Below are 16153 nucleotides of genomic sequence, written 5' to 3' on the forward strand. Positions count from 1 at the left end.
TGTCAAGTTAATTTAGATGCGTTTACCCTGGATTACTATATAGCGATCGCTCTTTGCAAATAAAGACGCGATCGCTATCAATCATTGTCAGCCAATAAACAACAGATTATTTAGCAAACAGCGCTTTTGATGCAGATACACCAGCCAGCCGCATCTGGCGCGTCAATTGTAAGCTTAACAATGTCATAGCGCTCCATTGCCCCAAAATTACCATAAAAACAGTAATCACGGAGGCTTCTTTTACAGCCATCAAAGGAAAAGCGGTTAGCAGCCAAACACCAGGATTTTTATAAAATGGCATCGACAGCAAGCCAAAAAAGACTGGAGGGAATGCAATCAAGGATGTTACAGTCATGCTAGCCCAGAGCGATCGCTTATCTGTTTTCATAAACAACAGACTCTGAACTATAACCGCGTAAATCAAAATCCAGTTTAGGCTTAGTATCAAACCTAAAATCGCTTGCATCTTCTCAGAATTTGCAGGCCAAGATAGAATCCAAGCCCCCCAAATTGCTGTTTTAATTCCCAAATTAATCGCCACGGCTACAACAGCAGGGCTTTTTTCACTCCAAATCAAATCTTGAACTAAATCACTCTTCCAGAAACCTCGCCGTGTAGAAACCCTTTCTCGGCGGTAACGCGCCCAAGTCTGTAACGATTGACGGTGAGGTGACAAAGCAGCAATTAACCCTACAAACCAAACCAAGTTTATTATTTCAAAAACCAATGTCAATAGTGACAAAAACCCGTAATCAGATATTTTTGCTGGGTTTAAATGATTGTTTTGCAGACAGAATCCTATAAGTAGAACTTCAAAACAACCCGTTATCCAGTAACTTTGTTTTTTACTGATTAAAGTAGCATTAGCATTAGAAAAACGTCGGTTTAATGCTTGCCAAATCCAGTAAGTCCACAAACCAAAATTCAGCATTATAAAACCTTCGGTCAACACTACACTACCAAGTGGTAAGTGGAACCATTGCAAACTGTAAATGTTGATACTGCTTGAATCGAAATCCTTACTCCTCACCAAATCCATAGCAAAATTTAGTATTTGTAGCAAAGGCCAAGCAAATACAAAAGTCAAAAAAGTGCCTGCCCAAGCTTGAAATCCTCCTAAAAAAGCATAGAGCAGAGCAGCAGTATAAAAGAAACAGCAACCTGCGCCTATAAGGAGATAAAAGCTCAGAATAAAAATAAAAGGAACACCTGCACTAATAGCAGTCCACAAATGCAACGGCACTGCAAAAGCTACACCCAAATAAACTATAATTGGAACTCCTAACATCTTGCCAATCAAAATACTTTGGCTAGATTGAGGACTCAACCGAATAAAATTTAGGGTGCCTCGACGTTCTTCTTTGCTGAGGTCAGTGATTAACATATAGACACCTGCCAGCAAAAGAATAAGCGGCAAAATCCAGTTGAGAGTTGGAAACAAGCTCTCCCAAAAAGAATAATGCGCCTGTTCGTAGAGATAGGTCAGTAGTAAAAACTGTGTTAGCACAGATATGCCAACTGCTATTAGTAAATTACGGTTTTTTAGGTTTCCTTTTAGTTCTCGCAACAGCTGCGGATTCCAGTCGCCTAACCGCTCTATCCAAGGTAGATTCATTGCCTTTTTCCTTTATTATTTAATCTCGTTCCCAGGCTGCGTCCTGGGAACGCATTCGGGAGGCAGAGCCTCCTAGAGCCTTTGATAGTCATTCCCAGGCTTAGCCTGGGAATGAGAAGGATTAGCTAGGTAAAGCAGAACGCCCGGACATCAGAGCTTTCGAGGCAGACTCACCAGCCAACCGCAGTTGTCGGGCTGTCTGAATACTCAATAAGCTGAACGCCAACCATTGTCCCAGCACTGATAAACCAACGGTGGTTATCGCAGCGTCTTTTGCCGCATACCAAGAAAAGGCGGAAAACAGCCACAAACCAGGAATTTCATTAGGTTCGATGGACAGCAAGCCGAAGGTGACAGGCGGCAATATAATCAATGCAGCTACTGTACTGGCAGCCCAAAGCGATCGCTTCGGTGTCTTCATAAACAGCATCAGCTGGGCTACGCCTGCGTAAATCAAGATTACATTCACGCTCAGCACTACAGTCATTAGTGCTGATAGCTTATAGTCGCTATCAGGCCAAACCAATATCCAGGGTACGACTATTAGTGAGGCAATCAGCAAATTCAGCGCCACTGCCACCAGTGAGGGGCTTTTCTCACCCCAAACCAAATCTTGAACGAGTTTCTTACCACGAGAAGATGTCCCCTCGCGACGGTAACGCGCCCAATCTTGCAAGACTTGGCGGTGCGGTGACAAAGCTGCCATTAGACACAAAAACAGCGGCAGATTCAACAGCAGTAAGGCACCAAAATTCTCGAATAGTCTTGCTGGTATAGCCTCTGGATTCTCGAACCATTTTGGTAGCTTCAGAGAAAATCCGATCAGCGCAACTTCACAGCAAGCTGCGATCAAGTAACTTTGACGCTTGCTCAGTAGAGTAGCACCGGAGTTGTGGAAGCAACGTTTCAGCCCTTGCCAAAACCAGAAGGTTCCTAGAGCATAGTTCAGTACGCTAAAGCTGGCCATGTTCCAAATATTGGCACCCAAGGGTAAGCCAAACCATTGCCACGCTTGTCGCTGATCCATTCCCAAGGAATATACTTTCCCTAGAGGACTGGCATCTATTAGATATGGCAGTACAACTGAAGGAGAAAATACGAACACCCAGTCTAGTGCATTATTGCCGTTTACTGAACCGCTGTGAAGGTTCATGGTAGTCATCATGCTCAGAAAAGCTAACACGATGCCGCCGCCAAACCAAGCTTGAAATCCACCTAGTCCACCGCTGACTAAGCCATAGAGTAGCGCCGCACTGTAGAAGCAAGCGGCACTAGCAACGACGACCCCGTAAAAGCCCAAAAGAAGGGCTAAAGGAATTTCTGCCGACAGTCCCGCGAATAAATGCAAAGGAATCGCCAAACCTACCAAAAGATACATGACAATCGGCACACCCAAAAGTTTGCCGCTGAAAAGGCTGGTAGTAGACTGGGGACTCAGACGAATGAAGTTAAGCGTACCCCGATTTTCTTCCCGCGCTAGGTCGCTGATCAGCATATAGGTGCCAACCACTAACACGGTTAAGAAACCAATAACACTCAGCGAGACGAATACATCTAGCCACCACAGTTGCCAGTTAATGTCAATATTGCCAAGGGCATCCCGCAAGCATTTGGTATCGCCAAGTTTTCCTTTGCAATATCTGTTGTAAATGTCGGTGTTACCAGTATCAAGAGGCAACATGGTGCTATAACTCATTAGCAGTAGCAGCTGCCCCAGCAGGGATATACCTACTGCAATCAGTACGTTACGGGGTTTTAAACGCCCTTTGAATTCTCGCAATAACTGGGGGTTTAAGTCTCCCAGCCGATCTGTCCAATTAACTTTCATGAGTAAAAAATTCTCCAGAATCAACGGAATTTTAGAGTTTAAATTTCCAATCAAATCCAAAATCCAAAATCCAAAATCTATGAGGCTTGCTGGTGTCCCAGTTTGAGAAAGATAGTTTCCAGGTCTTCTTGAGTGCAGTGGAATTCGGTCAACTCAATGCCGGATTCTACGAGCGATCGCAATAACTTAGCACACTCTTCCTGACTCCCGGTAAAATAAAGACGTACTCGCTCTTGTCCCGGCACCACCTCCCATTCTTCGACTAAAGGATGGTTTTTCAGTTGGGTAATAAGTGCTTCTAGCTTACCCAATGTTGACAGGAAAATCTGCTGTCGCGACAAACGGCGATAAAGTTCTTTTAGCGGCGCACTTTCCACTAAAAAACCTAGTTCCATGATGCCGACAGAGGTACAAAGTTCCGCTAAGTCGCTAAGGACATGGGAAGAAATCACAATTGTCATCCCAGCTTCCTGCAAGACTTTGATGATTTCCCGGAATTGCATCCTGGCAATTGGGTCTAAGCCGGAAACTGGTTCATCTAACAGTAGCAAAATCGGCTCGTGAATAATTGTCCGGGCAAGACTCAGGCGCTGTTTCATCCCCCGCGAGAGGGTGGAAATAATGCTATTGCGCTTATTGGTGAGTTGCACCAGTTCCAAAACTTCTCGCAGGCGCTGGCTGCGATGTGGCTCTCGCAAGCGATAAAGTCGTCCAAAATAGTCTAAGTAGTCCCAGACTGTCAAATCGTCATACAGGGGAAAGTCGTCGGGAAGATAGCCAAGTCGCCGCTTCAGGGTTGGGTTAGAGTGATCTCTTTGCAAGCGATCGCCATTAATATAAATTTCACCCGTTGTTGGTTCTTCAGCTGCCGCCAACATCCGCAACAGCGTAGTTTTTCCGGCACCATTCGGCCCAATTAGTCCGTAGACTTCCCCGGCTTTTACCTGTAAATCTATATCATTAACTGCAATATGCCGATCGAATTGCTTGGTGAGTCCACAAGTACGTATTGCCAGTTCTTTTGCCATAGCTGCTGGGGGTTGACTTTACAGACCGCTAGATTGACCATAGCGTAGCCTTTACCTACAGCATTTGCCATCAGCGTTTCCGAAATTTAAACAAGGTTTGTGGCGATGAGCGATCGCGTCTAGCACCTGCCACAATGCCACAATAATAGACAAAGCAGCATCAGGCGCACAGAAAAAGACGTGCCAACATCCTCGTTTTTACATTAAGTCATCGAAGATTTAGGCAACAAACATCTAAGTAGATTAAAAACTCCATCGGTACAGTTGCTGTGTATTATATTTACTCTGCAACCACTTTCAGCAGATTAAACATTTACCCATAACGAGCTATGGCACAGAACTACCGCATTACTCTTTTACCTGGCGATGGCATTGGCCCTGAAATTATGGCAGTGGCGGTAGATGTTTTAAAAGTCGTAGGGAAGCAACTCGATTTAAGCTTTGAATTTACAGAAGCACTCCTCGGCGGTGCAGCGATTGATGCTACCTCCTCACCACTACCCGACGAAACTCTCTCAACTTGCCGTAATAGCGATGCTGTTTTACTGGCGGCAATTGGCGGTTACAAGTGGGATAATTTACCTCGTCATCAACGCCCAGAAACCGGATTGTTGGGACTTCGGGCGGGATTGGGTTTATTTGCTAATTTGCGTCCCGCGAAAATATTACCTCAGCTAGTTGATGCCTCGTCGTTGAAGCGGGAAGTTGTCGAGGGTGTCGATATGATGGTGGTACGCGAACTTACTGGGGGAATTTATTTTGGGCAACCAAAAGGAATTTTTGAGACTGAAACTGGGGAAAAACGCGGTGTCAATACGATGGCTTACACTGAGGCGGAAATTGACAGAATTGGGCGAGTAGCTTTTGAAACAGCGCAAAAACGCGGCGGTAAGCTATGCTCTGTGGATAAGGCGAATGTGCTAGAGGTGTCGCAACTTTGGCGCGATCGCATTACTCTCCTCTCTAAAGAATATCCCGATGTGGATCTTTCTCACCTCTATGTCGATGCCGCCGCTATGGAACTTGTCCGCAGACCTAAACAATTCGACACAATTGTTACAGGCAACCTTTTTGGTGATATTCTTTCTGATGCTGCCGCTATGCTTACAGGCAGTATTGGTATGTTACCTTCTGCCAGTTTAGGTGCGTCTGGCCCCGGTCTCTTTGAACCCGTTCACGGTTCTGCCCCCGATATCGCTAGGCAAGATAAGGCAAATCCTCTAGCCCAGGTTCTCAGTGCCGCAATGATGCTACGCTACGGCTTAAATCAGCCTACTGCCGCAGATAAAATTGAGCAAGCGGTATTGCAAGTTCTCGATAAAGGCGATCGCACAGGCGATATCATGTCCGAAGGAATGAATCTTTTAGGGTGTCGCGCAATGGGTGATAGTTTGATTCAAGCACTGGAGGAGTCCTAATTAAACTCTTCCCAAAACTTAAAATTGCCATGCTTGATTGATGCCATTGCACGCTCTTGATTAACAGCTAACACGAAACAATAGGGGTTAAAAGTGGTTTACGCTTCACAGCAACGAACAGAAACTTGGACTGAAAGGATAGAGATTCCCGTGTTGCTAGATCCCAGTATCATCAGAGCAGCCAGACAAATCTATCGCACTTACTCAGAAGTTCATCCAGACCGCGTACAGCGTCCTTTGGGCGTGGCAATTGACCGATACACTTGTCGCGGAAAGTTGATTTTTTACAATAAACCAATTCTCCTGCCACAAGAATGTTTTGTACCTCTTAGTCAGATTGAATCTGAAATTTATTGATATTGCCACGAAAATTTGAAAAAGGCAAAAAAACTTTTTTTTGTATCCAGTTTTGGTCTACTGCTTGACCTATTGATGTATACTTAAATAATGGAAATCTGTGCAATTTTTAAATTTTAGGTTAGATTTCCATTGTAAAGGAAATCATTTAAAAGTAATCAACTATATTATAAGAATATCAGAAAAAATATCATTTTTTTGAAAATATTTAAACTAATTTCACGAAGAAGCTGATAATTGGGGATTAGGGATTAAGAAATTGCTTTCCTATCTTCCCCAATCCCCAATCCCCAGCCCCCAATCCCCAATTATGGATACCCTATTGGCGTTGCCTGCTGTTTTCATTGTCTTTGCCTTGGGTGCCGCAATAGGCAGCTTTCTGAATGTAGTTGTTTATCGGCTACCAGCGGGTTTGTCGATTCTTTGGCCTCCTTCCCGCTGTCCCCATTGCTTGCATCGGCTGGGTAAGCGCGAGAATGTACCAATTTTCGGGTGGCTGTTGTTGCAGGGGCGATGTCGCCACTGTAGAAGTAAGATTTCCCTGCGTTATCCAATGGTTGAGGCGGCAACTGGGGCGCTATTTTTGCTGGTATTCTTGGTTTTTGGAATGTCCTGGCAAACGCTAGGGTATTGGGCTTTTTTCAGCTGGCTTTTGGCACTATCTTTGATAGATTTAGACACAATGACGTTGCCAAATCCACTCACTCAGTCAGGATTAATTTTGGGATTAGTGTTTCAAGCGATCGCAGGTTTTCTCCCAGAGGCAAGTTGGGTAGGATTGGTAAATTATTTGTCATCGAGTATTTTTGGTGCGGTTGTCGGAATATGGTTATTTGACATCATTACCATTGTCGGAGCATTGGTTTTTGGGCAAGCGGCGATGGGTGGCGGAGATGCTAAACTGGCGGCAATGATGGGAGCCTGGTTGGGTTGGAAGTATTTGCTTCTGGCTGGGTTTTTAGCGTGTGTGGTGGGTGCATTTGGTGGCGGTGGGGCTTTAGCACTCGGTTTACTAAAGCGCCGTCAAGCGATACCTTTTGGCCCATTTCTGGCACTGGGAGCGGTTTTAACAGCTTTTTGGGGGAAAGAAATTTTATCCACTTACCTGCGACTATTTTTTCCCCTCAGCTGAAGTGCCATTGCGATGATAGATGACTTTCAAGAACCAAACGCTAAACTTGACACCGCCGCCACCAACTCTGCTGGTTCGACGGGCTTAGCTACGTGCATCTGGAACCCGGCAGAGATAGCCCGTTCTTGGTCTTCCTCTCTAGCGTAAGCTGTCAGTGCTACAGCTTTTATGCTTCCGCCACGTTCTAAAGAAAGCGATCGCACTTTGCGGATCAAACTATAGCCGTCTTCTTCTGGCATTCCGATGTCGCTTAATAACACATCTGGATGATACAATTCCAATGCTTTTAGCGCTTCTGCTGCTGATGCAGCTACCATCGTTTCGGCACCATATTCTTCCAGCGCAAAAGTCAAAAATTCGCGGGTGTCGGCTTCATCATCCACAACAAGTATCCGCACGCCCTGAAGAGGTAAAGATGAGGAATCAGGGATGGGGGATGAATTTAATTCATCCTTACTTATGCTTTCATCTTTAATAAGCGGTAATTGCACGACAAACGTTGCCCCAAGCCCAACTCCAAGACTTTCGGCGCTAACAGTTCCGCCATGTAATTCTATCAGCTGACGCACGATCGCCAATCCCAATCCCAAGCCACCAAACGATCTGGTAATTTTGCTATCAGCTTGGCGGAAGTAATCAAAGACATGAGGCAGAAAATCAGCATCTATTCCAGCACCTGTATCTTTGACTTGAATTTGCGCGTTTGAACCTATAGCCTCAAGTTTAATTTCTACAATTCCCCCAGAAGATGTAAACTTGATGGCATTGGAGAGCAGATTCCAGATAACTTGTTGTAATCGGTTGCGATCGCCTGCAATTAGAAATTTGCGATTTGGGTGGGATTTGGGATTTTTGTTTACCTGCAATTGTGAATCTAAAATCGAAAATTTAACATTAATCGACTTAGCTTCAGCAGCTAAACGCATAGTTTCAATTGCTGCCTCAATCGGTGATACTAGATCCACCTGTGAGACATTCAAACTCAGCTTACCCTGAATAATCCGGGAAATATCTAGCAAATCATCAATTAGTTGAGTTTGCAACTTGGCATTGCGCTCAATTGTATCCAAAGCCCGAAATGTAGTTTTCTGGTCAAAAGAGCGCGATCGCAACATTTGCGCCCAACCAAGTATGGCATTCAGAGGCGATCGCAATTCATGAGACAGCACAGCCAGAAATTCATCCTTAACTCGGTTGGCTGCTTCCGCCTGAGTACGTGCATTCTGTTGGGCTTCGTACAACCGCGCATTCTCAATCGCCACCGATGCCATCTGCGCCAGCTGCACAACAATCGCTTCGTCTTCTTCGGTAAACTCGCCCTCGTACTTATCCGACAACTGGAGCAAACCAATATTACGTCCATCCCGTCCCGTCAAGGGTGCCGCCAACCAACCCCGCATCGGTGGATGCTTGTCAGCCGCATCTCCAAACCCTCGCCATCGGGGATGAGCTTCCAGTTGAGCCTGAGTCATCCGCATCGGGCGATTCATGTGGCAGACACAGGCGTAAATCCCAGAACCATCAGTCTTTTCATCATAATCTCGCCATGCAGCATACTTATCTGAAAGCGAAACCGAATTAATCGCCTGAGTCCAGTTTTGATCAATCGTCACACTCGTGACTGACTGGTGTGCATCGATGACAGAACGTGCCTGCTCTGTAATTACTTGTAACACCTCTTCTATTGACAAAGCCGAGTTAATAGCTAACGTTGCTTCAGCCAGTTTTTGTAAGCGGGTTGTGTGTTGCTGCTCTTGGAAGAGCAAGTGTTCGCGCTGTTTCTCCCCAGCTTTGCGATCGCTAATGTCCCGAAAATAAATGCCGAGTCCGTCTTTGGTAGGATAAGCATCAATTTCCAACCACATATTCAACGGCTCGTACAACTCTTCAAAATGAACAGCTACCTGCTCGCTAACTGCTCGACGATATTCCTTCTCAAGGCGAGTCCCTACTGACCAGGGCCAAACCTCCCAGTAGATTTTGCCAATGAAGTCCTCCGGCTGTTTACCGTTAAGCTTCGCCGTCTGTTGGTTCACATAGGTAATCCGCCATTCCCTATCTAAGCCGATAAACGCCTCACTCACGCTTTCCAGAATGCTTGCTATCTGCTCCTGCGCTGTGTGCGCTTCGTCGTCACGCGCCTTTGCTAGTTCCTCATTGGCTGCTCTTAGCTGTCTGTTTACATCCTGTAACTCTTGCGCTCTCAAGAAAATCTCAGCTTCCATCTGCTGGGTTCGTGCTTGCAGTTCTTCGGTGAGCTTGTCCTGCTCAATTCCCAACTGCTTGAGGCGGACAAATTCTGTCACATCTTCGGCACGATGGATGATATAGGCAATCTCTTCGTTTTCCCCAAAGATTGGCGAATTAATCGGACTCCAATATTTCTCCTCAAATCCACCTCCCTCTGATTCCGGGCGGCGAATGTCGTACTTCTGCACCCCCATCGTATCCGCCATCCGATTTTGTAGTACGCTCTCCAAGGAAGCTTTCAGATTCCGAACCCCCGTAGCACTGGGATCGTCTGGATTGTCGGGGAAAACATCAAATATTCTGCGTCCCAGAATTTCCTCCCGTTTTGTCATCGTGGCACGCAAGTAAGCATCGCTAACCGCCACGATAGTAAAATCTGGCATCAATACCAGATACAAGCCTGGTACTGACTCAAACAAAGTCCGAAAGTCAGGCATTAGTAAAGGTATTGACGGGTTTGTCATAAATATGTACTTTATAAACCAGTTTTCCTGGCTATATACCTTCAGGGTTTGGCCTATATTGTATATTTTCTACGCCTGTGCATCCTCCCCAGTCCCTTCACTTACAGCTTTCTGGTGGGGGCGAAGTAGTTTCCACCAAAACTTCTTTGTAACCTGCTACATTCAAAAGCTGGGAAACAACTAGCTCTGCTCTGTCGTTTGCCTGCTTTAACAACCCCTGATTACAAGCAGCGGTGATAATTTTCAACAGCGTTTCTTGCTGGGCTAGGGTCTGCAACTGCGGTGCTACGTCTGGCCCCAAGCCTAAAAACCCCCGGTCGTAGTCATATACTTTAGAGCGATTTACGTCAATTTTGCTGTCGAGGATGCGGGGCGGCGGGAGGCGCAGCAGAATAGTATCGTTGACAATTTGCACGTTGTCAGCTTTTAGGTCGCTCAAGTCTACCCCAGCTTTCACCTCACCATAAGCAATGTAGAGCAGTCTGGTTGTGCCAATAACATATTCACCTAATTTTCTATCTTGGCTGGTGGGGACGACTGCTTCCATTGTAAAAACGGCGGTGGTTAGTTCGCTGGCATTCCTCACTTGACGGACAACTACTGAGCGTACATCAACCTGGGGTGTGGCAGGTGGAGGGTTAAACATAGAATTGAGTTCGCCTACAAAGCGAGTACCCGTGCGCCAAATACCAATCAGTACGAACAGCGTCGCCAGCAAAATGCCCCCTGTGGTCATCAGTAGGAGGTTTCTCTTTAGATGCTCGTAGTTTTTGCCACCCCGCCGATTAGATCGCTCATCATTCATGCCGTTGCTCCTTATAACAAACGCCCGAACAGTTGTAGTTTCAATTCTGCCAAGCGATCGCTTCCGCTCAGATTATGCTGAATATGTCCCTGTCTCCTCTCCATAAAAGTTACACAATCAGCCTTTATCTCCCGGAAGCGATCGCATAGCCTTTATTCCGCAAAACGCGAGTAAAATACCATAAATAGCCAACTCAATATCCCAGGAGTATTAATCTGTGCAGCTAGATTTGCAAGGTTTGGAAATTACTAAGGGAGAACTGAAACATTTGACTGGAGTTGATACAGATGAGGTCTTCAGACCCTCACTTTTCCAAAAACCTGAAAATCTGTTTAATTTTTTATTTAATGAGCTACTAATCGGACTAGCGCTTACTCCTATTATTTGTGGCTTTCTTTATACCTTTATTATTTTACCTACTCTTGGTTACTCAATTATTGCTGTAATTATTTTATTGATGGCGACGCCAATTTTAGTATCTATCTGTCGATGGATTTGGCTAAGAAAAAGAAGCCCGAAATTACTGATAAATCTGCTTGATGAAGTTGATAAATACAATTCTGTTATTAAAGCCATACATATTCACGATCAACTGGAAAATGCTGGCAGTATGTCAGAAAGTCTCAGCGAACGAGAAAACGTAATTGCCGGACTGCAACTGACAAGAGAAGATTTAGTTAAGGCTTTGAGAACCGAAAGGATTTTGCGAGAGAACAAAGACTTGATTGCTAAAAATCGCGAACTGTTTAACAATAATTTAGCAGCAGTGAGAGCGTTGCAAGTCAGCCAAGAGGCAAGTGAATATGGACAATTATTGAATGAAGCTTTGCAGATTGGTCTCAGCGTACAAGAAGAGATGAGAAAATTACAGGGGCAACGTTCAAACTGAAGATGACAACCAACCCAAAAATTATTGTCCTAGATGATGACCCCACTGGTTCTCAGACTGTCCACAGCTGCCTGCTGCTGACGCGCTGGGACGTGGAAACCTTGCGATTGGGGTTAGCTGATGCGTCGCCGATTTTCTTTGTGCTGACAAATACTAGGGCGCTGACACCACAAGAAGCAACGGCTGTTACTAGAGAAGTTTGCCATAACTTGAAAGAAGCGATCGCTTCGCTTCAGTCCGAGGACTCCGCCCTCTGTGACATCCAAGATTTTCTAATTGTCAGCCGTTCCGACTCCACCCTGCGCGGACATTACCCAGTCGAAACGGATATCATTGCTGAACAAATTGGCCCCTTTGATGCTCATTTTTTGGTTCCAGCTTTCTTCGAGGGGGGACGAATTACCCGCGATAGCGTACATTATCTGATTATCGACGGCGTACCCACACCAGTTCATGAAACAGAGTTTGCCCGCGATTCTGTCTTTGGCTACCATCACTCCTACCTGCCCGATTATGTCCAAGAAAAGACGAAAGGTAGGATTCCAGCTAACACCGTCGAAAGATTTTTATTATCAGATATTCGCGCCGGAAGTTGGGAACGATTGATGAACTTGACGGGTAATCAGTGTGGTGTTGTGGATGGGGAAACCCAAGACGATTTGAACAAGTTTGCCCAGGATATTCTCAAAGCAGCAAGTCAAGGGAAACGTTTCTTATTTCGCAGTGCTGCCAGTATTTTAACCGCCTTAGCTGCCTTACCTCCTCAAGCCGTCGCCGCCGAGGATATGGCGCAATACGTGCGGGGTGGCAAACCGGGCGCGGTAATAGTCGGTTCCCACGTCAAAAAGACGACACAACAGCTAGAAAAGCTATTGCAAGAACCGGGTATATTGGGCATTGAGGTTGAGGTGGCGCGTTTAGTTGATGATTCTACCAATCAGTCGGCAACACTGCTCAATGAAACTCTTACCAAAGTTGAAGCGGCGCATAATTCAGGTAAAACGCCAGTAGTTTACACTAGCCGCCAAGAACTTAGCTTCAAGGATGTAGAGACAAGGTTGCAGTTTGGGGCAGATGTTTCCGCCTTGTTGATGGATATTGTGCGCGGTTTACCGACAGATATCGGCTTTCTGATTAGCAAGGGTGGGATTACTTCCAATGATGTCTTGAGTACGGGTTTGGCGCTGACTTCAGCGCGGTTACTCGGTCAAATTTTGGCTGGATGTTCAATGGTGCGAACTCCAGAGAGTCATCCTCAGTTTCCTAATTTGCCAGTGGTGCTGTTTCCTGGCAATGTAGGAGATGCCGATGCGTTAGCCACGGTTTATCGACGTTTGACTAAAAATCTTTAGAAAATCGTCAGCCCAGATTGATGCTTCCGGCGTTTCTAGGATAAGCGACAGCAGTATTTCTACAGCAGAAGCCGCTTGCCTCTATTATGGATAATTAGTCAATTCCGCCCAGGTCAGACTTTTCGCCCATGACTTCTGATTCCTCCGTTCCTATAGCTGTTTCAGTTGTTCCCGATAATCCAAGGGAGGTGAACTGCCACGAGCAAGTTCGCATCAAAAATGAGGATGAGGGGATAATGTTAATTTTGCCCCCAGAAGCGGAGACACCTGCTACTAGCAGCTGGTCTGATCTTTGGCAACAGCTGAAGCAGCGCCTGAATGGAGGCGATCGCTTCTGGCAACCAAATACAGCGGTGCATTTGGTGGCGAAAGATCGTTTGTTGGATGCACGCCAGCTGCAAGCGATCGCTGATGCTCTTTCTGAAGACCAGCTAAAACTTAAGCGCGTTTATACTTCACGCCGTCAAACCGCTGTTGCTGCTGCTACTGCTGGCTACTCGGTGGAACAGTCCCCCCCTGTTTCTTCCCTGAATGAAAAGCCTTCGAGTCCAGCACCTTTATTAACAGAACCTTTGTATCTGCAAACTACCGTGCGTTCTGGCATGGAAATTCGTCATCCCGGCACCGTCGTTATCCTGGGAGAAGTAAATCCGGGCGGTAGCGTTATAGCGGCAGGGGATATTTTAGTATGGGGACGCTTGCGGGGAATTGCTCATGCTGGTGCTGAGGGAAATTCTCAATGTCTGATTATGGCGCTACAGATGGAACCTACTCAGCTGCGAATAGGCGATTATTTAGCGAGATCGCCGGAAACGCCACCTGCTCAATTTTACCCGGAGGTTGCTTATGTAACGCCGGAAGGAATTCGCATCGCTAAAGCTGCTGATTTTGCCAAAACCCAATTTTCATCACTGGGGGCTAGGGGATAAACAGGCAAAACTTAAAAGGCAAAAAAATAATGGCTAGTTCCCAGTCTCTGAGAGGGAACTAGCTACATTCTCTCCCTCTCCCGCTCTCCCACTCTCACCAATGTTTTGCGCTAGTTTTCGGTTAAGGAGTTATTATTTTTGAGTGATAACTATATATTCACAACTACAAAACTCAAAAGCTAAGCCATTAACATAATTTAAAAGGCAAAAACAAAGCCGCAATAAACCGCGCCTAGAACAAAATCAGAAGTCAAAAAACAAATCTTTCAACATGAGTCGCATTATTGTAATTTCCTCCGGCAAAGGAGGGGTAGGAAAAACCACTGTAACGGCAAATTTGGGCATGGCTCTAGCTCGATTGGGGCGGCAAGTTGCCTTGGTGGATGCGGATTTCGGTCTGAGAAATTTGGATCTGTTGCTGGGGTTGGAAAATCGCATTGTCTACACTGCTGTTGAAGTTCTGGCTGGTGAGTGTCGGCTGGATCAAGCTTTGGTGAAAGATAAGCGCCAACCGGGACTGGTGCTGCTACCAGCTGCCCAAAATCGAACTAAGGATTCAGTTACTCCAGACCAGATGAAGAAGTTGGTCAATGAGTTAGCTGCAAAGTACGATTATGTTTTGATTGACTCTCCGGCGGGTATTGAGATGGGCTTCCAGAATGCGATCGCAGCCGCCCAAGAAGCCTTGATCGTCACTACCCCGGAAATTGCCGCCGTGCGCGACGCTGACCGCGTTGTTGGCTTACTGGAAGCACACACTATCAAAAGCACCCGCCTGATTGTCAACCGCATTCGACCCGCGATGGTGCAAGCCAATGACATGATGTCAGTGGAAGACGTGCAAGAAATTCTCTCCATTCCCCTAATTGGCGTTGTTCCTGACGACGAGCGGGTAATTGTCTCCACCAACCGAGGCGAACCCTTGGTATTGGCTGAAAATCTCTCCCGACCGGGAATGGCGTTTTACAATATTGCACGCCGCCTAGAAGGTGAGCCAATCGAGTTTATTGATTTGGATGCTGCTAAGGAAAACGTCTTTTCTCGCATCCGAAAATTATTGTGGTCTAAGATTATCTAACCTTCACTTCTGCCAGTTCGATGATCAATGAACTTTTAGAACGACTTTTTCCTCGCATGGGTGCTGACAACAGCCGTGCGGAAGTCAAGCGCCGTCTGCAATTGGTGATCGCTCACGACCGCGCTGACTTAACGCCAGAGATGGTTGAGTCAATGCGGAAAGAAATTATGGAGGTTGTGTCTCGCTACGTTGAAATTGAGACAGACGGATTGGAATTTTCTTTAGAAAGTAATCAACGGGCGACGGCGTTAATTGCTAATTTACCCATCCGGCGCGTTAAGCCTGACACTGAGTAGCGATCATTCATCTGCCATTTTTAGGAAGTAGTGGCGTTGTTGCGATCGCGCGGTTTATTTTGTAGATACTCCTAAGGTATCCATACATCCCGCACCTCACGTCAGCCTTTACTGAAACTTCACATCATCTCAGTACAATCACTTAGGGGTAGGATGCTTACAAATCATGTAAGCTCAGCTATCTGGCTGATTTATTGTACGTTTTAATCTAAATTTTACCTAGCTAAATATATTTTTTCTATAAAGATTGCACAGAAATACTGGTTTTTTCCAGATAAGGTATGCAACACTTTTCTAAGTTGCGATCTCTATCGGAGAGCAAGATTAGAAATAAAAAAAGCTGCACTGTAGCAGCCCTATTTCATTTGTATGTAAGACAGGCAAAAGAGCCTTTTGCCGGGGAGACGCCTGCGCTACAAACAAAAGATAGGATAAGGTTGCAGCTTAGATAGAGACTGCATTTCTGGCGTTGAGTACATCGCTCACGCAAGTAAATAAAGTTGGAAGTCCGAAGATTTTCAACATTTATAAAAAGTAAGAAGTTAAAAGTAAAAAGGCAAACTTTTTTGCCTTTTCATTAAGCTTCTAAGCTCTAGCTTTTGCCTGCAAAAAGTTATATAAACCCTCAAATAAATATAACGAAATTTATAAATTTTCCGGAACTTCACTATTTATTATTACGTCTAGAAAAGTGTGTTTATTCTTTTCGAGG

General features: G+C 45.6%; 13 protein-coding genes. 8 read left to right on the forward strand and 5 right to left on the reverse strand.

Translation table 11 applies throughout. The features are described from left to right. Positions 1–106: 106 nt before the first annotated feature. The 3 genes from H6F74_RS24670 to H6F74_RS24680 form a co-directional block, all read right to left on the reverse strand. Positions 107–1615, reverse strand: coding sequence for a hypothetical protein (locus H6F74_RS24670; protein ID WP_190444784.1), 1509 nt, complete (start codon positions 1613–1615; stop codon positions 107–109). 121 nt (positions 1616–1736) lie between these two features. Further along, a complete protein-coding gene (locus H6F74_RS24675; RefSeq protein WP_190444785.1) occupies positions 1737–3443 on the reverse strand; it encodes an ABC transporter permease in 1707 nt (568 codons plus the stop codon). A gap of 77 nt (positions 3444–3520) precedes the next feature. Next, entirely contained in the window at positions 3521–4471 is a 951-nt protein-coding gene (locus H6F74_RS24680; RefSeq protein WP_190444786.1) for an ABC transporter ATP-binding protein, read from the reverse strand. A gap of 329 nt (positions 4472–4800) precedes the next feature. On the opposite strand from H6F74_RS24680, the gene leuB reads away from it, so the two are divergent. The 3 genes from leuB to H6F74_RS24695 all read left to right on the forward strand — a co-directional run bounded on the left by leuB (position 4801) and on the right by H6F74_RS24695 (position 7378). Beyond that, positions 4801–5889 (forward strand): 3-isopropylmalate dehydrogenase, encoded by a 1089-nt coding sequence (gene leuB, locus H6F74_RS24685; RefSeq protein ID WP_190444787.1) that lies wholly within the window; start codon positions 4801–4803, stop codon positions 5887–5889. A 93-nt stretch (positions 5890–5982) separates the two neighbouring features. Next, the gene (locus tag H6F74_RS24690; RefSeq protein WP_190444788.1) at positions 5983–6246 is read left to right on the forward strand and encodes a hypothetical protein; all 264 of its coding nucleotides are present in this window, start codon (positions 5983–5985) and stop codon (positions 6244–6246) included. Between the two features lie 310 nt (positions 6247–6556). Beyond that, positions 6557–7378: an A24 family peptidase gene (locus H6F74_RS24695; RefSeq protein ID WP_190444812.1), complete on the forward strand. Its 822-nt coding sequence runs from the start codon at positions 6557–6559 to the stop codon at positions 7376–7378. Between the two features lie 26 nt (positions 7379–7404). Here H6F74_RS24695 and H6F74_RS24700 read toward each other — a convergent pair whose 3' ends face one another. Both H6F74_RS24700 and H6F74_RS24705 read right to left on the reverse strand, forming a co-directional pair. Continuing rightward, entirely contained in the window at positions 7405–10092 is a 2688-nt protein-coding gene (locus H6F74_RS24700; protein WP_190444789.1) for an ATP-binding protein, read from the reverse strand. A 97-nt stretch (positions 10093–10189) separates the two neighbouring features. Then, positions 10190–10897 carry a DUF4230 domain-containing protein gene (locus H6F74_RS24705; protein WP_190444790.1) on the reverse strand — a complete coding sequence of 236 codons (708 nt, stop codon included), beginning with the start codon at positions 10895–10897 and terminating at the stop codon, positions 10190–10192. A 217-nt stretch (positions 10898–11114) separates the two neighbouring features. Between H6F74_RS24705 and H6F74_RS24710 the strand changes: the two genes are divergently transcribed. From H6F74_RS24710 to minE, 5 genes are all read left to right on the forward strand, one after another. Next, positions 11115–11786: a hypothetical protein gene (locus tag H6F74_RS24710; protein WP_190444791.1), complete on the forward strand. Its 672-nt coding sequence runs from the start codon at positions 11115–11117 to the stop codon at positions 11784–11786. Positions 11787–11788: 2 nt separating this feature from the next. Beyond that, complete coding sequence (locus H6F74_RS24715; protein ID WP_190444792.1) at positions 11789–13138, forward strand: four-carbon acid sugar kinase family protein; 1350 nt, start codon at positions 11789–11791, stop codon at positions 13136–13138. Positions 13139–13266: 128 nt separating this feature from the next. Further along, positions 13267–14067: a septum site-determining protein MinC gene (minC, locus tag H6F74_RS24720; protein WP_190444793.1), complete on the forward strand. Its 801-nt coding sequence runs from the start codon at positions 13267–13269 to the stop codon at positions 14065–14067. 271 nt (positions 14068–14338) lie between these two features. After that, positions 14339–15145 (forward strand): septum site-determining protein MinD, encoded by an 807-nt coding sequence (gene minD / locus H6F74_RS24725; protein ID WP_190444794.1) that lies wholly within the window; start codon positions 14339–14341, stop codon positions 15143–15145. 20 nt (positions 15146–15165) lie between these two features. Next, positions 15166–15441, forward strand: a complete 276-nt coding sequence (gene minE / locus H6F74_RS24730; protein ID WP_190444795.1) for a cell division topological specificity factor MinE — start codon at positions 15166–15168, stop codon at positions 15439–15441. The last annotated feature ends 712 nt before the right edge of the window (positions 15442–16153 follow it).

The sequence above is a fragment of the Trichocoleus sp. FACHB-90 genome, assembly GCF_014695505.1.
Classification (GTDB): domain Bacteria; phylum Cyanobacteriota; class Cyanobacteriia; order Cyanobacteriales; family FACHB-T130; genus Funiculus; species Funiculus sociatus.

Excerpts from the sequence above, each read along its gene's own strand:
- H6F74_RS24670 (WP_190444784.1), bottom strand. The coding sequence starts at position 1,615 with ATGAATCTACCTTGGATAGAGCGGTTAGGCGACTGGAATCCGCAGCTG.
- minD (WP_190444794.1), top strand. The coding sequence starts at position 14,339 with ATGAGTCGCATTATTGTAATTTCCTCCGGCAAAGGAGGGGTAGGAAAA.
- H6F74_RS24695 (WP_190444812.1), top strand. The coding sequence starts at position 6,557 with ATGGATACCCTATTGGCGTTGCCTGCTGTTTTCATTGTCTTTGCCTTG.
- H6F74_RS24715 (WP_190444792.1), top strand. The coding sequence starts at position 11,789 with ATGACAACCAACCCAAAAATTATTGTCCTAGATGATGACCCCACTGGT.
- H6F74_RS24680 (WP_190444786.1), bottom strand. The coding sequence starts at position 4,471 with ATGGCAAAAGAACTGGCAATACGTACTTGTGGACTCACCAAGCAATTC.
- leuB (WP_190444787.1), top strand. The coding sequence starts at position 4,801 with ATGGCACAGAACTACCGCATTACTCTTTTACCTGGCGATGGCATTGGC.
- minC (WP_190444793.1), top strand. The coding sequence starts at position 13,267 with ATGACTTCTGATTCCTCCGTTCCTATAGCTGTTTCAGTTGTTCCCGAT.
- H6F74_RS24675 (WP_190444785.1), bottom strand. The coding sequence starts at position 3,443 with ATGAAAGTTAATTGGACAGATCGGCTGGGAGACTTAAACCCCCAGTTA.
- minE (WP_190444795.1), top strand. The coding sequence starts at position 15,166 with ATGATCAATGAACTTTTAGAACGACTTTTTCCTCGCATGGGTGCTGAC.
- H6F74_RS24700 (WP_190444789.1), bottom strand. The coding sequence starts at position 10,092 with ATGACAAACCCGTCAATACCTTTACTAATGCCTGACTTTCGGACTTTG.
- H6F74_RS24705 (WP_190444790.1), bottom strand. The coding sequence starts at position 10,897 with ATGAATGATGAGCGATCTAATCGGCGGGGTGGCAAAAACTACGAGCAT.